This is a genomic window from Kitasatospora sp. Ki12, assembly GCF_054601375.1.
Genome location: NZ_BAAIHT010000001.1, coordinates 1,446,868 through 1,463,001, shown reverse-complemented (window position 1 = coordinate 1,463,001; position 16,134 = coordinate 1,446,868). Strand labels below are relative to the sequence as shown.

At 74.0% G+C, this 16,134-nt stretch carries 12 protein-coding genes; 8 read left to right on the top strand and 4 right to left on the bottom strand.

The genetic code is table 11. The features are described from left to right. Nucleotides 1-187: 187 nt before the first annotated feature. The 7 genes from ACYP53_RS06210 (at nt 188) to ACYP53_RS06180 (ending at nt 12,085) form a co-directional block, all read left to right on the top strand. Entirely contained in the window at nt 188-1,573 is a 1,386-nt protein-coding gene (locus ACYP53_RS06210) for a TIR-like protein FxsC (RefSeq protein WP_459646843.1), read from the top strand. Next, a complete protein-coding gene (fxsT, locus tag ACYP53_RS06205; RefSeq protein WP_459646842.1) occupies nt 1,563-5,576 on the top strand; it encodes an FxSxx-COOH system tetratricopeptide repeat protein in 4,014 nt (1,337 codons plus the stop codon). The genes ACYP53_RS06210 and fxsT overlap by 11 nt, the downstream gene beginning before the upstream one ends. A gap of 58 nt (nt 5,577-5,634) precedes the next feature. Beyond that, nucleotides 5,635-6,771 (top strand): FxsB family cyclophane-forming radical SAM/SPASM peptide maturase, encoded by a 1,137-nt coding sequence (locus ACYP53_RS06200; RefSeq protein ID WP_459646841.1) that lies wholly within the window; start codon nt 5,635-5,637, stop codon nt 6,769-6,771. A 423-nt stretch (nt 6,772-7,194) separates the two neighbouring features. After that, nucleotides 7,195-8,259: an aKG-HExxH-type peptide beta-hydroxylase gene (locus ACYP53_RS06195; protein WP_459646840.1), complete on the top strand. Its 1,065-nt coding sequence runs from the start codon at nt 7,195-7,197 to the stop codon at nt 8,257-8,259. A 268-nt stretch (nt 8,260-8,527) separates the two neighbouring features. Next, nucleotides 8,528-8,713 (top strand): hypothetical protein, encoded by a 186-nt coding sequence (locus ACYP53_RS06190; RefSeq protein WP_189919974.1) that lies wholly within the window; start codon nt 8,528-8,530, stop codon nt 8,711-8,713. A gap of 67 nt (nt 8,714-8,780) precedes the next feature. Beyond that, nucleotides 8,781-11,180, top strand: a complete 2,400-nt coding sequence (locus ACYP53_RS06185; RefSeq protein WP_459646839.1) for an FxsB family cyclophane-forming radical SAM/SPASM peptide maturase — start codon at nt 8,781-8,783, stop codon at nt 11,178-11,180. Between the two features lie 182 nt (nt 11,181-11,362). Beyond that, nucleotides 11,363-12,085 carry an AAC(3) family N-acetyltransferase gene (locus ACYP53_RS06180; RefSeq protein WP_459646838.1) on the top strand — a complete coding sequence of 241 codons (723 nt, stop codon included), beginning with the start codon at nt 11,363-11,365 and terminating at the stop codon, nt 12,083-12,085. A 531-nt stretch (nt 12,086-12,616) separates the two neighbouring features. Here ACYP53_RS06180 and ACYP53_RS06175 read toward each other — a convergent pair. The 3 genes from ACYP53_RS06175 to ACYP53_RS06165 form a co-directional block, all read right to left on the bottom strand. Further along, nucleotides 12,617-13,402: an alpha/beta fold hydrolase gene (locus ACYP53_RS06175; RefSeq protein ID WP_229928862.1), complete on the bottom strand. Its 786-nt coding sequence runs from the start codon at nt 13,400-13,402 to the stop codon at nt 12,617-12,619. A 32-nt stretch (nt 13,403-13,434) separates the two neighbouring features. Then, complete coding sequence (locus ACYP53_RS06170) at nt 13,435-14,097, bottom strand: DUF4097 family beta strand repeat-containing protein (protein WP_459646837.1); 663 nt, start codon at nt 14,095-14,097, stop codon at nt 13,435-13,437. A 206-nt stretch (nt 14,098-14,303) separates the two neighbouring features. Then, nucleotides 14,304-14,843, bottom strand: coding sequence for an NIPSNAP family protein (locus ACYP53_RS06165; protein WP_459646836.1), 540 nt, complete (start codon nt 14,841-14,843; stop codon nt 14,304-14,306). A 74-nt stretch (nt 14,844-14,917) separates the two neighbouring features. Here ACYP53_RS06165 and ACYP53_RS06160 point away from each other — a divergent pair, with 74 nt between their 5' ends. Continuing rightward, the gene (locus tag ACYP53_RS06160; protein ID WP_459646835.1) at nt 14,918-15,847 is read left to right on the top strand and encodes a helix-turn-helix transcriptional regulator; all 930 of its coding nucleotides are present in this window, start codon (nt 14,918-14,920) and stop codon (nt 15,845-15,847) included. Nucleotides 15,848-15,926: 79 nt separating this feature from the next. Here the strand turns inward: ACYP53_RS06160 and ACYP53_RS06155 are convergent, their stop codons facing one another. Continuing rightward, complete coding sequence (locus ACYP53_RS06155; RefSeq protein ID WP_189919982.1) at nt 15,927-16,121, bottom strand: DUF397 domain-containing protein; 195 nt, start codon at nt 16,119-16,121, stop codon at nt 15,927-15,929. Nucleotides 16,122-16,134 lie beyond the last annotated feature (13 nt).

Sequence of the window (16,134 nt, the reverse complement as noted above, 5' to 3'; positions counted from 1 at the left end):
CGCGCCCCCGCCGGTGCGCCCCCGGGTGCCGGAGCACCCCCGTTCCAGGGCGTGCGCCTGACCACCGGCTAAACCCCGGGAGGCAGCCGGATCCGCCAACTCGCCAGCGCGGACGGTGGAGTTCACGACATCCTGGGGTATGAAACCAGCGCCGTCGCGGCACCGTCGGGTACGGGGGGAACAGGTGATGGAGCAGGACCAGCAACGGCCGTACTTCTTCTTCAGCTACGCGCGTCGTGACTTCGAGGCCGAGGACGCCTTCGTCAACCAGTTCTACAACGACCTGCGCGACGAACTCGGCCGGCTCGTCGGGACGGGCGTCCCCGCCGAGGAACTCGCGTACCGCGACACCGAGCAGCTGCGGCTCGGCGACGAGTGGGCCGAGAAGCTGGCGACGATGCTGGGCCGCACCCGGACCATGATCGCGCTCTACTCCCCGGCCTACTTCACCAGCCTGTACTGCGGCAAGGAGTGGACCGCCTTCCGCGGCCGGTGCCGGCGCCACCACGAGGACACCGGGGAGCTCATCCCGGCGCTGGTCCCGGTGCTCTGGGAGCCCGTCGCGCCCGGCGAGCTGGCCGACGAGGTGACCAAGATCCAGTGGGCCCAGCCGGACATGGGCGAGGCCTACGCCCGGCACGGCCTGCGGGCCCTGCTGCGCACCGCGCAGAGCGAGGCGTACGAGCAGGTCGTCCGGGTGGTCGCCGAGCGGGTCCGGGACGCGGCCGCCCGCCGGCTCGGCGAGCTGCCGGAGTTCGACCTCGGCGCGGTCCGCGGCTACTTCCCGCCCCCGCCGGCACCGGAGACGGCCCTCTCCAGCCCCGGCATGGTGCGGCTGTTCATCGCGGCCGGCCGGGCCTCCGAGGCCGCCGCCGAGGGCGGCTCGTACGCGGGCGGCTGGTACGGCGCCAGGCCCTGGCACTGGGCGCCCTACCATCCGCCCACCCACCCGCCGCTGGCCGCGCGCGCCCAGCAGGTGATCACCGCCGCCGGGCACATCACCACGCTGGAGGAGGTCGAGACCGGCCTCGGCGGGAAGCTCGACCAGGCCCGCGAGGACAGCCAGGTCAGCATCCTGCTGGTGGACCCCTGGGTGGCCGGCGGCGAGCGCTACCGCGCCGCGCTGCGCGAGTACGACGACCAGAACCACCCGGTCACCGGCGTGATGGTGCCCACCGGCAGCACCGACCCGGTCGACGGGCCGGAGCGCGACGCCCTGTGGGCGGGCGTGCGTGACGTGTTCCGGCGCAACTGGCTGCGCCGGAGCGACCTGGAGCACTTGTTCCGGGTCAAAGTGAGCCGGGAGAGCTTCGAGAACGACCTCACCATCATGGTGACGGTCACTCAGAACAAGCTCATGGACGACAACTTGGATTGGGGGGACGATGGCGGCGACGCCTTCGGCTTCGGCGGCGTCCCGGCGATGCCCGGGCTGGCCATCCCGGCCGGCCCGCCGGGGCCCCGCCAGGGCCCGCCGGCGCGTCCGGGGCCGGGCCGCCGGGACCTCCCGCACCAGAGCCGTGGCAAGGACGACGCTGTCCCGCTGAGGGGAGACGAGCAGGATGACCACTGAACCCGGCGCGGAGCCGGCGCACGGCGGACCGGGATCGGTCGTCACGTTCTACTCCTTCAAGGGCGGCACCGGCCGGACCATGGCCCTGGCCAACGTCGGCTGGATCCTCGCCAGCCGGGGCCTGCGCGTCCTGGTCGTCGACTGGGACCTGGAGGCGCCAGGCCTCCACCGCTACTACCACCCGCTCCTGGTCGACCCCGAACTGCACTCCACCGACGGCCTGATCGACCTGCTGCGCGCCTACGTCAAGCAGGCGCTGCCCACCGCCTCCGGGCCGGTCGGCCTGTCCCCGGCCGCCTGGCTGGACGAACCCGGGCGACTGGACGGCTACCTCTGCGGCCTCGCCCTCGACCTGCCGCCCGGCGGCCGGCTCGACTTCCTGCCCGCCGGCCGCCAGAACGCCGCCTACGCCGCCGCCGTCACCAGCTTCAACTGGCGCAGCTTCTACCACGGCCGGGACATCCGCGGCGGCGAGTTCCTGCGCGAACTGCGCGAGCGCTGGGCCCGGGCGTACGACTACGTCCTCATCGACAGCCGCACCGGCGTCAGCGACACCTCCGGCATCTGCACCGTCCTGATGCCCGACACCGTCGTCGACTGCTTCACCTTCAGCGCCCAGAACATCCGCGGCGGCGTCGACGCCGCCCGCGCGATCGCCGAGGCCGAGGAGCGGGCGATCCGGGTGCTCCCGGTGCCGATGCGGGTCGAGGACGCCGAGCAGGAACGCCTGGAGGCCGGCCGCGACTACGCCCGCGAGGCCTTCGCGCCCTACCTCGGCCGCTGGCTGGCCGGCGACCGCCGGGCCGGCTACTGGGCCGACGTCGAGGTGCCGTACAAGCCGTTCTACGCCTACGAGGAGGTGCCCGCCACCGTCGCCGACCGGCCGCAGGAGGCCCGCAGCCTGCTCAACGCCTTCGAACGGCTGGCGGGGTGGATCACCGACGGCCGGGTCCGCACGCTGCGCCCGCTCACCGCCGAGACCCGCCGCCGGCTCTACGGCGCCTACCTGCGCTCCGCCCGCGCGGTGCCCCGCCAGGTCTTCGTCAGCTACGCGCCCGAGGACCGGATGTGGGCCGAGTGGGCCGCCGGGACGCTCACCCGCTTCGGCTACCAGACTTCCCTGCACAACGCCGCCGAGCCGTACACCGGCCCCCGGCCGCCGGAGGTCACCGGGCCGCTCGAAGGCCAGGGCCGGCTGCTCGCCCTGCTCTCGCCCGAGTACACCGCCCTGCCCCGCGCCGCCGAGGCCTGGCAGCTCCTGCAGGGGCGCGAACTCGCCTCCGGCTCACCGGCGATGTTCGCCCTGCGGCTGCAGGACTCGGACGAGCCGGTGCCCCGCCCGTTCGCCGGACAGATCGCCCCCGACCTGGTCCGCGCCTCCGCCGCCGGCGCCGAGTCCCAGCTGTACGCCGAAGTCGGCCCGCCGCCCGGCAGCAACCGCCAACTCGACGGCGACAGCGGGGAGATCATCGCGCCCGCCCGCTTCCCCGGCACCGCGCCGCAGGTCCAGGAGGCGCCCTCGCGCAACGCCGCCTTCATCGGCCGCGGCAAACTGCTCGAACTGCTCCGCAACCGCTTCACCGGCGGCCCCGCCGCGGTGCTCAGCCAGGTGCTCTACGGCTTCGGCGGCGCCGGCAAGTCCCAGATCGCCGCCGAGTACGCGCACCGCTTCAAGGCCGCGTACGACGTGGTCTGGTGGGTGCCCGCCGAGGAACCCGCCAACATCCCGCAGAAACTCGCCGAACTCGCCCCCCGGCTCGGCGTGCCCACCAGCGACGACGTCGCGCACACCGCCGCCGCTGTCCTCGACGCGCTGCGCCGCGGCCAGCCGTACCGCCGCTGGCTGCTCGTCTTCGACAACGCCGGCACCCCCGAGGAGCTCGCCGCCTGGCAGCCGGCCGGCTCCTCCGGCGGGCACGTGCTGATCACCTCCCGCAACCAGGGGTGGGCCCGGCACGCCGGCCTGGTCGAGGTCGACGTCTTCCTCCGCGAGGAGAGCGTCCGGCTGCTGCGCCGCTTCAACAGCGGGCTCTCCCCGGAGGACGCCGACCAGGTCGCCCACCGCCTCGGCGACCTGCCGCTCGCCGTCGGCCAGGCCGCCGTCTGGCTCCAGGAGACGTCGATGCCGATCGCCACCTACCTCGAACTCCTCGACGAGGAGCTCACCGAGATGCTGGAGCGCACCCGGCTGCGCACCGCCGACTACCCGCACTCGGCGGCCGCGACCTGGCGGATCTCGGTCGAGGAACTGCGCCGGATGAACGCCCCGGCCGCCCAGATCCTGGAGATCTGCGCCTTCTTCGGCCCCGACGCCATCCCGATGCGGCTGCTCTACAGCCGCGCCGTCACCCGCGCCCTGCGACTGCCCCCGCGGGCGCCCCGCGACAAGCTCGCGATCGGCGAATTCCTGCGCGCCATCAACCGGTTCGGGCTCGCCCGCACCGACCAGGGCAGCGAGACCATCACCGTGCACCGGCTGGTCCAGGCCGTGCTCAGGGACCAGGTCGAGGAGGAGCGCCGGGCCGAACTGCGCGGCGTCGTCCACGCCGCGCTCGCCACCGCCAACCCCGGCGACCCGGACGTGCCCGCCAACTGGGCCGAGTACGCCGAACTCCTGCCCCACCTCTGGCCGTCCGGGGCCGTGGACAGTGCCGACGAGGACGTCCGGCAGTGGATCATCGACTCGGTCCGCTACCAGTGGAAGCGCAGCCTGCACGAGTCCGGCCGGGAACTGGCCGAGCGGACCCTGGAGCACTGGCGCCAGGACGGCTACGGCGGGCCCGGCTTCGACGTCGACAACGACGCCCAGACGCTCATGCTGCGCACCCAGCTGAGCAACATCCGCCGCTCCCAGGGCGCCCTCCAGGAGGCGTACGAGATGGACCGGGACATCCTGGAGCGCTTCACCGCGACCCTGGGCCCGGAGCACTCGCACACCCTCGCCGTCGCCAACAGCCTCGGCGCCGACCTGCGGTTCCTCGGCCGCTACGACGAGGCCCGCACGCTCGACCGCCGGACCCTGGACGCGGCCCGGCGCACCCTCGGCCCGGACCACCCGCGCACCCTGATGATCACCAACAACCTCGCCGTCTCCGACTACCTGGCCGGCGACCGCCGGGCCGCCCTGGAACGCCACCGCAGCAACTACCTCCAGCAGCGCGACGCGCTCGGCGCGCACAGCCTCTACGCGCTCTCCTCGGCCTCCAACTACGCCCGCGACCTGCGCGAGACCGGGCGGCTGCGGGAGGCCCTGGACCTGCTGGAGGAGACCGTCCGGATCTACCAGCAGACCATCGGCGACGGCCACACCGACACCCTGCGCGCCCGCAAGAACCTCGCCGTGGCGCTGCGCCGGGCCGGGCGCTACCACGAGGCCCTGGAGATCGACGAGGACATCTACCAGCGCTACCTCGACATCAACGGCCCCGAGCACCCCGACACCCTGGCCGCCGCCACCAACCTGGCCAGCGACCTCAACGCCCTCGGCGACACCACCCGGGCGATCCCGCTGGCCGAACGGGCCCTGGCGCGGTACCGCGACTACCTGGGGGAGGACCACCCGGTGACGCTGGCCGGCGCCAACAACCTGTCGGTCTACCTGCGGCTGGCGGGGCGCACCCAGGAGGCCCTGGAGCTGTCCGGACGCACCCTGGCACAGTTCCGGACCGTCCTCGGCGCCCACCACCTCTACATCCCGATCGCGATGATGAACCACGCGAACGACCTGGCGCTGTCCGGGCAGACCCAGGCCGCGCTGGAGGTGGAACTGGAGGCCGCGCCGCTGATGACCGAGGCCCTCGGCCAGGACCACTACGACTCCATCGGCATCAACTCCAACCTCTCGCTGTCGCTGGCCACGGCCGGCCGCACCGAGCAGGCCGCCGAGCTGCGGGCGGACTGCATCCGGCGGGCGCGGGTGACGCTGGGGGACGAGCACCCGACGACGGTGGCCGTACGGGCGGGGACGCGGCTGGACTCGGACGTGGAGCCGCCGCACGTGTGACGGTGGGGTCGGTGACGGCGGGTCAGGGTGCTTGCCGGGCGGCGCTAGGCTCACGGGCATGGTGCCGTTCCGGCAGTTCCTGCTGAAGATCCACAGTCGGTGCAACCTGGCCTGCGACTACTGCTACGTGTACGAGGGCGCGGACCAGAGCTGGCGCGGACGGCCGCGGCGGATGGAGCTGGAGACGGTGCGGCGCACCGCCCGGCGGATCGCCGAGCACGCGGCGGAGCACGGGCTGGACGAGGTCTCCGTGGTGCTGCACGGGGGTGAGCCGCTGCTGGTGGGTGCGGGCCATCTGGACGAGTTGCTCGGGGTGTTGAGCGGTGCCGTGGGTGGGTTGCGGGTGCGGTTCGACCTGCAGACCAACGGGTTGCGGCTGCTGGACGAACCGGCGCTGCTCGATGTGCTGCACCGGCACCGGGTCATGGTCGGGGTCTCGCTGGACGGGACCAGGGCCGGCCACGACCGGCACCGGCGGCTGCCCTCCGGCGCGGGCAGCTGGGCGCGGACCGCCGAGGCGGTGCGGCTGCTCGGCTCCGACCGGCACCGGGAGCTGTTCGCCGGGCTGCTGTGCGTCGTCGACCTGGCGGCCGACCCGGTGGACACCTACGAGGCGCTGCTGGAGTTCGCCCCGCCCCGGCTCGACCTGCTGCTGCCGCACGGGACCTGGGCCGCGCCGCCGCCCGGACTGCGGCGGCGGCCGGTGCCCGGCGGGCCGCCGTCGGGGGTGGAGCCGGCGCCGTACGGGGAGTGGCTGATCGCCGCCTTCGACCGCTGGTACGGGGCGCCGCGGCGGGAGACGGGGGTGCGGCTGTTCGAGGAGCTGGCCGTGCTGCTGCTCGGCGGCCGGGCGGCCAGCGAGGCGGTCGGGCTGGCGCCGGTCGACCTGGTGGTGGTCGAGACGGACGGCGCCATCGAGCAGGCCGACAGCCTCAAGGCGGCCTACGACGGGGCCCCGGGCACGGGGCTGGACGTGTGGCGGCACGGGTTCGCGGACGCGGCGGCGCACCCGGGCTTCCGGGCCCGCCAGCGTGGCCTCGCCGGGCTGGGGGCGGTCTGCGGGGGGTGTCCGCTGGTCCGGGTGTGTGGTGGGGGGTTGTATGCGCACCGGTGGGGGGAGAGGCGGGAGAGGCGGGAGGGGCGGGGGACAGCTTCGGGTATCCGTCGGTGTACTGCGCGGATCTGGATCGGCTGATCCGGCATGTTGCGGGGCGGTTGCGGGAGGGGGTGGCGGGGGTGGGGGTTCCGCTGCGCGGGGCTTTGTGGGGGTGGGGCTCTCGGGAGGGTGGGGGCGGGGCGGCTCCGGGGGTGGGTGCTCCGGGGGCTGGATGATTTTCAGACTGCCGACTCTGAGGGTTCGGGGTTGGTCGCCGTTGGCAGTCTGAAAATCACCCGCAACGCCCCTCTCCGCACCCACCCCCTGCGCCGCCCCTTCCGCGGCACGTCCCTCTCGCCCGAAGGGGAGGGGGGAGGTGGGGTGGGGGTGGGTGGGTGTTGGGGGGGTGGGGGTGGGTGCTGGGGGTTGGTCCGTTCGGGTTATGCGGGGGTGTTGGCCGGATGGTTCGGTGTGTCGGGGGGAGACTGCGGGGCGGGTGCGGGCGGTGCGGAGGAGGGCGTGGTGGTGGGTGCGGGTGAGGTGGTGGCGGCCGGGGTGCCGGGTGCGCGGGGGGCGGACGGGGTTCCTCGGCACGGGGTGGACCGGGCGGTGTTCCGGGCGATCGCGGGGGCGCGGGGTGGGGTGGAGGCCGTCCGGGTGCTGCGGGCCGGGCAGTTGAGCAAGCGGGCGCTGTTGCTGCTCGCGTTGCGCCGGGCGGCGCCGGAGCACGAGGGGTACCGGGAGGCGTACGGGCGGGTGCGGGCGTTGCAGCGGGAGGACCGGGCGGGCTGGGAAGAGGTGTTGCTGCGGCCGGAGTTGGACGCCTGGGCGGCCGACTGTCTGCGCGGTGTCGCGGCGGGGGAGGAGGTGCCGCTGGAGGGGCTGGACGGGTTCCTCCGGGGCGGGTCCGGCCGGGTGCTGGCGCTGGAGTGCGACGGGCTGCGTTGGACGCCCTCGGTCGACCACGTCGGGCCGCGGCGGGTGGACTACGGACGGCCGCCGGCCGGGCCGTTGTCCGATGCCGAACTGTCCTGTTGGGAAGAGCGGTTGGCGGAGGCCTGGCGGATCCTGGTGCGGCGCCACCGGCGCCACGCGGAGGCGGTCGCGGCCTGTGTCGCGACGGTCGTGCCGCTGTGTCCGGCGCCCGGTGGGGAGGAGGTCAGTGCCGCCGCCCGGCGGGCGTACGGCGCGGTGGCGGCCTCGCTGCCGGGGGATCCGGTGCTGCTGGCGCTGGCGCTGGTGCACGAGTTCCTGCACGTCCAACTCGGCGCCCTGCTGGACCTGGTGCCGCTGCACCGGCCCAACGGACCGGCCGTCTACCACGCCCCGTGGCGGCCCGATCCGCGCCCGGCCGGCGCCCTGCTGCAGGGGACGTACGCGCACCTGGGCGTCGCGGACTTCTGGCGCGCGGAGGCGGCCGCCGGCGTGGGTGAACCGGGCCGGGCGGGGCGGGAGTTCGCGCGGTGGCGGGCGCATACCCTGGCGGCGGGCGGGACTTTGCTCGGGTGTGGCGAACTGACCTTGTACGGAACGGAGTTCACGGAGGAGCTGGTGCGGGCCGTGCGGGGACTCGGCGGACCGGCCTGAGGGGAGCGGGGGAATCAATGGGGGGACTCGAACGCTTACCCGGGTGCTTGGTCCGGCGGTGCGCTTCGGCGCGCGCCAGGGCGAAGTGCGCGACCGCTGAACGGGTGATTTATCGGGGCCCTGAGCCCCGTCGCGCAACGTCGGCCGCTCGGCGCGCCCAACGTGAGTCCACAACGTGCCGCGCGGAGTCTTCGCGGGCACTACATTGGTCGCAATCGGGTGGCTTACCCACCCTCGGCAGGTCCTAACCGCGCCTAAGGAAACGAATATGACTCCGGTAATCAGCACCAGGCCGGCCGGCAACCTCACTGACCTTCAGGAGACGCCGGAACGCCCCTCCCTCGCCGACCTCGCCGCCCTCGGAGCGGAGGAACTCGCCTCCCGCCTCCAGCGCGCACTCCCCGGCGCGGACTCCGGCCTCGTGCCGGTCGCGGCCTTCAACTCCTCGATCTGACCCGGCCCGTACCGCCGAGCAGGACCAGACCGAGCCCATCGATCCGAACGGGTCCCCGAGAAGTTCCATGACGACGTCAATTCCGCTGCCCTTGACGCAGTTCGTGGTCAAGATGCACAGCAGGTGCGATCTTGCCTGCGACCACTGCTACGTCTACGAGCACGCGGATCGCAGCTGGAGCTCCCGGCCGAAGATCATCGCGGACGGGATCCTGGCCAAGGCCGCCGAGCGCATCGGCGAGCACGCGGCCGCCCACCGGCTGCCCGCCGTCCGGGTCGTCCTGCACGGGGGAGAACCCCTGCTCGCCGGCCCGGACCGCTTGCGCCGCGCCGCCGAGGCACTCCGGGCCGCCCTCCCGCCCGGCTGCGCGCTCGACCTGCGCATCCACACCAACGGCGTGCTGCTGAGCCGCGCCTTCTGCACGCTGTTCGCGGAGCTGGACCTCAAGGTCGGCATCTCGCTCGACGGCGACAAGGCCGCGAACGACCGTCACCGGCGCTTCGCCGACGGACGCAGCAGTCACCCGCAGGTGCTGCGGGCGGTCGCGCTGCTGAACGAGCCCGGGTTCCGGCACCTGTTCGCCGGGCTGCTCTGCACCATGGACGTCGAGAACGACCCGGTGGCCGTGTACCGGGCACTGGCCGAACTCCGACCCCCCGCAGTCGACTTCCTGCTCCCCCATGCCACCTGGGACGAGCCGCCCAAACGCCCCGGCGCACTCGGCGCCACCCCGTACGCCGACTGGCTGCTGACCGTCCACGGGCTGTGGGAGGCCGACGGGCGGCCGTTCTCCGTACGGACCTTCGAATCCGTGCACCGGACCCTGCGCGGCTTCTCCAGCCTCACCGAGTCGCTCGGGCTGGAGCCCTCGGACCTGGCGGTGCTGGAGACCGACGGCACCTTCGAGCAGGCCGACAGCCTGAAGACCGCGTACGACGGCGCCCCCGCCACCGGGATGAACGTTTTCGCACACAGCCTGGACGACCTCGCCCGCCACCCCGGCATCGCCGCCCGCCAGTCCGGCCTGGCCGGGCTGAGCGAGGCCTGCCGCGCCTGCCCCGTGGTCCGCTCCTGCGGTGGCGGTCTGTACGCCCACCGCTATCGGAGCGACGATGGGGGAGGCAGCTTCGACCATCCCTCCGTCTACTGCGGTGATCTCATGACGTTCATCAACGGTCTTGCGGGGCGCGGCGGTTCCGCTGCCGTGCCGGCACAGGGGACCGAACCGCCGGAGGCCGAGCCGCTGCTGCCCGGCGCGCTCACCCCGTCGCAACTCGACGAACTGGCGCGCGGCTACGGCGGTGCGGACACCGTCGCCGCGCTCGGCCGCTCCCAACTCGCCCTCACCCGGGCGATGCTGGCGGCCGCCTGGGACGCCTCCGGACAGGGGCGGCCCGAGGCATGGGCACTGCTCTCGGCGCTGGACGTCGAGGCCCCCGCGGCCGTCGACACCGTCCTCGCCCACCCGTACGCCCGCGCCTGGGCGGCCCGGCGACTCGCCGGGGACCTGTCGGTCGGGCTCGGCCCGCTGGCCGCGCTGGCCGCGGCCGCCGCCGTCCGGGCCGGCCGGGGCGACGCGGTGGCGGTGCCCGTGCGCGGCGGGTGGCTGCACCTGCCGACACTCGGGCGGATCGCCGTACCGGACGGGGAGGCCGTGGTCACCGGGCGGGCGGACGGCTTCGAGGTCCGGGCCTCCGACGGCTCGGTGCGCACGACGCCGGACGAACCGCTGCGGCGGGTCCGGCCGGCGGCGGGCTGGACGGTCGCCCTGGAGGACACCGACCCGCTGCGGGACTGCCACGACCACCCGGTCGCGGACCGGCTGTCGGACGCCGAACTGCTCGACTGGACCGGCGCCTTGCGCGAGGCCTGGGAACTGCTCGGGCGCGACCTGCCCGGGTACGCGGCGGGCATCGGGGCCGGACTGGCGACGGTCACCCCGTTGCGGCCGGGCCCCGCCGGCCGGGACGTCAGCTCGGCGGCCCGCCAGGCGTACGGCGCGGTCGGCATCGCCCGGCCGGCCACCGCGCCGACCCTCGCGCTGCTGCTCGCGCACGAGTTCCAGCACGTCAAACTCGGCGCGGTGCTGGACCTGATGGACCTGTACGACCGCGCCGACGACACCCGTTACTTCGCCCCCTGGCGGCCCGACCCCCGGCCGATCGAGGGGCTGCTCCAAGGCACGTACGCCCACCTGGCCGTCACCGAGTACTGGGGCACCCGCACCCTGGCGTACGACGGCCTGCCCGGGGAGCCCGCCGACCGGGCGCGCGCACAGTTCGCGCTCTGGCGGCGGTACACCGCCGAGGCCGTGGAGCGGCTGGCCGAGTCCGGAGCCCTGACCGGGGCCGGCTTGCGCTTCGCCGACGGCATGCGTGCAACCGTGGCACCCTGGCTCGTCCTGCCGCTGCCCGCCGCCGCCGAGCAGGCGGCCGACCGGGTGCGACGGGAACGGGCCGGGGTCTGACCGCCCACTCGCCCCGCCCATTCGCCCCGCCCCGGGTCCTCCCCGCCCGGGGCCCTCAACCCCGGGGAACCGTCATCCTCACCGAACCCCGCGCCGGCGGCGTCGCCGTCGCAGACCCCGTCCGCTCCCACGTCCGCCCGCTGCGCCGCGAGTTCGCCGACCTCGGGGTCCGCCCCGGCACGGTGCTGCACGTCCAGGCGTCCCTGCGCGCCCTCGGCCCGGTCCCGGGCGGGGCCGCCGGGGTGATCGACGCCCTGCTGGACGTGCTCGGCCCCGACGGCACCCTGGTCGCCTACACGGCCACCCCCGAGAACTCCGCCACCTCGCGCGTCCACCAGTCCGCCACCGCCGGTCTCTCCCCGGCGGAGGTGGCCGCCTACCGGGCCCGGATGCCGCGCTTCGACCCGGCCACCACCCGGGCCTCACCCAGCATGGGGGCCCTGTCGGAGGCGATCCGCACCCACCCCGGCGCACTGCGCAGCCGCCACCCGCAGACCTCCTGGGCCGCGGTCGGCCGCCTCGCCCGGGAGATCACCGGACGCCACCCCGACACCTGCCACCTGGGCGTCGACTCCCCGCTGGGCCGGCTCTACGACCTGGACGCCCGGGTGCTGATGATCGGCGTCCCGATGGACCGCTTCACCGCCTTCCACCTCGCCGACCTGCGACTGCCCGACGTGGCCGTGCGCGAATACCGCTGCGTCGGGGAGGACGGCTGGACGGTCTTCACCGCCCCGGACCTGGACGACCTCCACTTCGGCCGGCTCGGCGACGAGGTGCTCCGCACCGCCCGGGGCCTCACCACCGCCCGCATCGGCGGCGCCGACTGCCGCCTCCTCCCGGTCCGCGAGGCCGTCGACCTGGCCGAGCAGATCCAGCGCCGCACCCGGGCAACCCATCCGTAACCCCGAGCCCTGATCCCGCCACCCCCTCCGCGCGCCTGCCGCCCGTCGCCGGCCCTACCGCGCGTGAGAAGTCGGCCAGGCCGACTTCTCACGCGCAATGAACCATCCGTTGGAAGTGCGGAGATGACGTCGGCCCGCGCCCCAGAGGCCTGGGCGCGGGCCGACGAACGGCTTGTGCGCAGGAGGCGGAATCGGAGCGCAAGGTATAGCTTGCATTACTCTGCGTGCTCGGTGTTGTTCTGAAGATTGAGGACAGTGGTGCGGAAGCTGATGATGATCGGGGCGCTCGCAACCGTCGGCCTGGCGCTGGCGGCGGCACCTGCGGCAAGCCCGGGAGGTGCCCCACAGCGGATCGGCTACTTCTCGGATTCGCCCTTGCCGGAGGGGAATGTCCCTCCGACGCAGTTGCCGCCGGACGCCCGGCGGCAGCTCGACCCCTCGTCGTCGAAGTCCGGTGCCTGGCGCTGAACCTGGCACTCCGGGCGCGAGTCCTGGTCAGTGGCGCCCTCGTAAGCGCCAAAGGCTGGGGTGTCAGCCGAGTTCGCGGACGGCGGCGGCGACGGCGGTGAAGTCCTTGCGCAGGATCTTGGAGTGGTTGCTCGGGACCTTGGCGCTGACCTTGATGTTCGGGTTGCGGGTGAGCACCGGGGCGAGGCCGGCGCGGATGCCTTCCATCACCTCGGGGTCGCCGCCCAGGTTGCCGCCGGTGGCGAGGACGTACCGGGTCGGTACGGTGATGCGGTCGAAGACCGGGTCGAGGAGGGCGGGCGCGCAGAGTTCGTTGAGCTCGATGTTGATCTCGGCGTGCTGGGCGGCGCTCATCCGGGCGGCCAGGCCGAGGCGGCGGCAGAGCGGGAAGAGCGGGCTCAGGCGGCGGAACAGCTTGCGGACCTGGGCCTTGGTGGCGTCGTCGAGCCACTCGTGTGCCATCGCGCCGTCCACGGCGACCGTCCCCAGCACGCGGTCCGGGTTCCGGGCGGTCCAGTGGAGCGCGAGCATGGCGCCGTAGGACCAGCCGACCAGGACGGCCCGCTCGATGCCCCGGGCGGCGAGGACGGCGTCGAGGCTGCGGACGGACGCCTCGAAGGAGTAGTCGGAGGAGGTCCCGGACTCGCCGCGGGCGCGTTCGTCGTAGGTGATGTGCCGGTAGCCGGGCCCCAGGGCGGCGATGACGTGTTTCCAGTGCGACCGGTCGGCGTACGAGCCGTTGAGGTAGACGACCGGGATGCCGGGGCCACCGGTGTCGGTGACGGCGAGGGCGGTGTCGTCGACCGACACCGGGCCGGTCCAGACGGAGGACTGGATGGCGATGCTCAAGGTGTGCCCTTCCGGGGACGTGTGTGGGGGTGTCAGATGCTGCGGGCGGTGATGTCGCCCTGGGTGGTGGTGGCGCGGATGTCGAGGGCGGCGGTGCCGTCGTTGCGCAGGGCGTTGCTGATGCGGCCGTAGCCGGTGGCGGCGTCCAGGGTGGCGGAGACGCCGGGGGCGGCGCCGACGGTGATGTCGCCGAGCTGGGTGCCGAGGACGACGGTGCCGCGCGAGGCCTGGGCGATCCGGATGGTGCCGCGGGTCGTGCTGATCCCGGCGGGGCCGTTCAGCCGGCCGATCTCGACGTCGCCGTCGACGGCGGTGAGGCGGACGCCGTCGGCCTCGTCGATCTTGATCTGCCGGTAGGCGCCGTCGAAGGCGAGGTCGCCGAGGCGGCCGACGACGCGCAGCTCGGTGGCGGCGGCCTTGCCCTCGACGGCGGAGCCGGCCGGCAGCTGGACGGTGACCTCCACCGAGCCGGCGCCGGCGAGCCGGCTCTTGCCCTCGGGGACCCGGACGGTCAGGACTCCGTCGGTGTAGGTGACGGTGGTCTGCTCGGCGGCCTGGACGTCGCGGTTCTTCGCGGCGTTCGCGGGGCGGACCTCGACGGTGGTGTCGGCGCGGTCGGCGGCGATCAGCTGGACGCGCCCGGCCGGGATGTCGAGGACGGCGGTGATCGCGGCGGCGGTGTCGAACTTCTGCATCGTGCTCTCCTTCGTGAGGTGGCGGGGGCTCGCTGCCCCCGCCGTTTCTGACGATGGAAAAGCTACGTTGCGTTCGAGAATCAGGCAACGTACTCGTTGCGCAGAAATACTGTTCCTGCAGGTAGTTGCCGGTAAATCGTTGCACTGGCTCTAGATCTAATGCAACGTCACGAGGGTTGTTCATTGCAATGGGCTGTGAGTGAACGCTATATGGGCGCCAGCCGCAGCTGCTGGACCGGCCAGGCGGCCGACTCGGCGGGCCCGAACCAGACCCGGACGTCCTCGCCGGTGCGGACGGGCAGCCGGGGGAAGTCGTTCTCGGCGTGTTCGGTGCGGTGCAAGGCGTGGGCCGGGCCGAGGTGCCGGGCGGCGTAGGCGTCGAAGGCGGCCGCGTCGGCGGGGTGGCAGACGGTGGCGAGCACCTCGCGGGCACCGGCGGGCGGGGTGAAGCCCGGCCCTCGCAGCAGCAGGACGTCGTCGCTGTCGACCATGGTGGCGTTGGCCGCGTCGCGGTGCGCCTGCCAGACCGGCCCGCCGTAGAAGGCCTCCAGCGCGCGGCGGCGCTCGGCCATGGAGGGGAAGGCGCGCAGCCAGACGAAGCGGTCCGGGTCGTCCAGGTCGCGGAAGCGGCCGCCGACGGTGATGCCGACCCGCTCCTGCCCGGTCACGAACTCGCGCTCGAACAGCTCGATCAACGTCTCCCGCGCGCCGGGGTGCAGGGTGTACTGCCGTAGCTCGACGATCATGCGCCGCAGGTTAGGGGAGGTCCCCTGACATCTCCTGTCAGTGGACCCGGTGGAACCCGGCGATACTGGGCGGCATGCGCGCGAGTCGGCTGGTCACCCTGCTCCTGCTGCTCCAGAACCGGGGCCGGATGACGGCCGAGCAGCTGGCGGGGGAGCTGGAGGTCTCGGTCCGCACGGTCTACCGGGACGTCCAGGCGCTCGCGGCCGCCGGCATCCCGCTCTACGGCGATGCCGGACACGCCGGCGGCTACCGGCTGGTCGACGGCTACCGGACCCGGCTCACCGGGCTGACCGCCGACGAGGCGCAGGCCGCCTTCCTCGCCGCGCTCCCGGGCGCCGCCGCCGAGCTCGGTCTCGGCGAGGCGCTCGCCACCGCCCGGCTGAAACTGAGCGCCGCCCTCCCGGCCGAGCTGCGCGAGCAGGCCGGGCGGATCCAGGAGCGCTTCCTGCTCGACGCCCCGGGCTGGTACGGCGAGGCGGACCACACCCCGCACCTGGCGGCCACCGCCGCGGCGGTGTGGGCGCGACGGGCGGTGGTGCTGCGGTACCGGCGCTGGCGGGCGCCGGAGGAGATCGAGCGGCGGGTGGAGCCGTACGGGCTGGTGCTCAAGGCCGGGCGCTGGTACCTGGTCGCCGGAGGGCCGACCGGGACGCGGACGTACCGGGTCGACCAGATCATCGAACTGCGCGACACGGGAGAGGAGTTCGCGGTGCCGGACGGCTTCGACCTGGGCGCGCACTGGGCCGGCAGCCTGGACGACTTCCGGGCCCGGCTGCACACCGGGGAGGCGCTGGTCCGGCTCACCCCGGAAGGTGCCCGGAGGCTCGGCGTGGCGTCCGCGGGCGAGGGCTGGACGGAGGCCCGGGTGCCCATCGAGTCGGTGGACCACGCGCACGGGGAGTTCCTGCGGCTCGGCGCCGAGGTCGAGGTCCTGGAACCGGCCGAACTCCGCGACCGCGTCGCCGGGACGGTACGGGCGTTGGCCGACCGCTACCGCGCTTGATCCGAGGGCGGACCCAGGCCGGGCCCGGGCCGGAACCAGGCCGGGCTCGGGCCGGACCCAGGCCGGAACCAGGCCGGGCTCAGGCGACGAAGTGGTCGAACTCGCCGGCCTTGGCGCCGCGGACCCAGGCCAGGAACTTGGTGCGGGTGGTGGTGACGATGTGGGTGGGGTCGTTCGACTCGCGGATGTAGACGAACTCGCCGTCGGAGGCGATTTCCAGATAGTCGGCCGTGTCCGAGCCCAGGCTCGACTTCTGCCACTCGAGGTGTTCCACGGGTGCCCTCCTG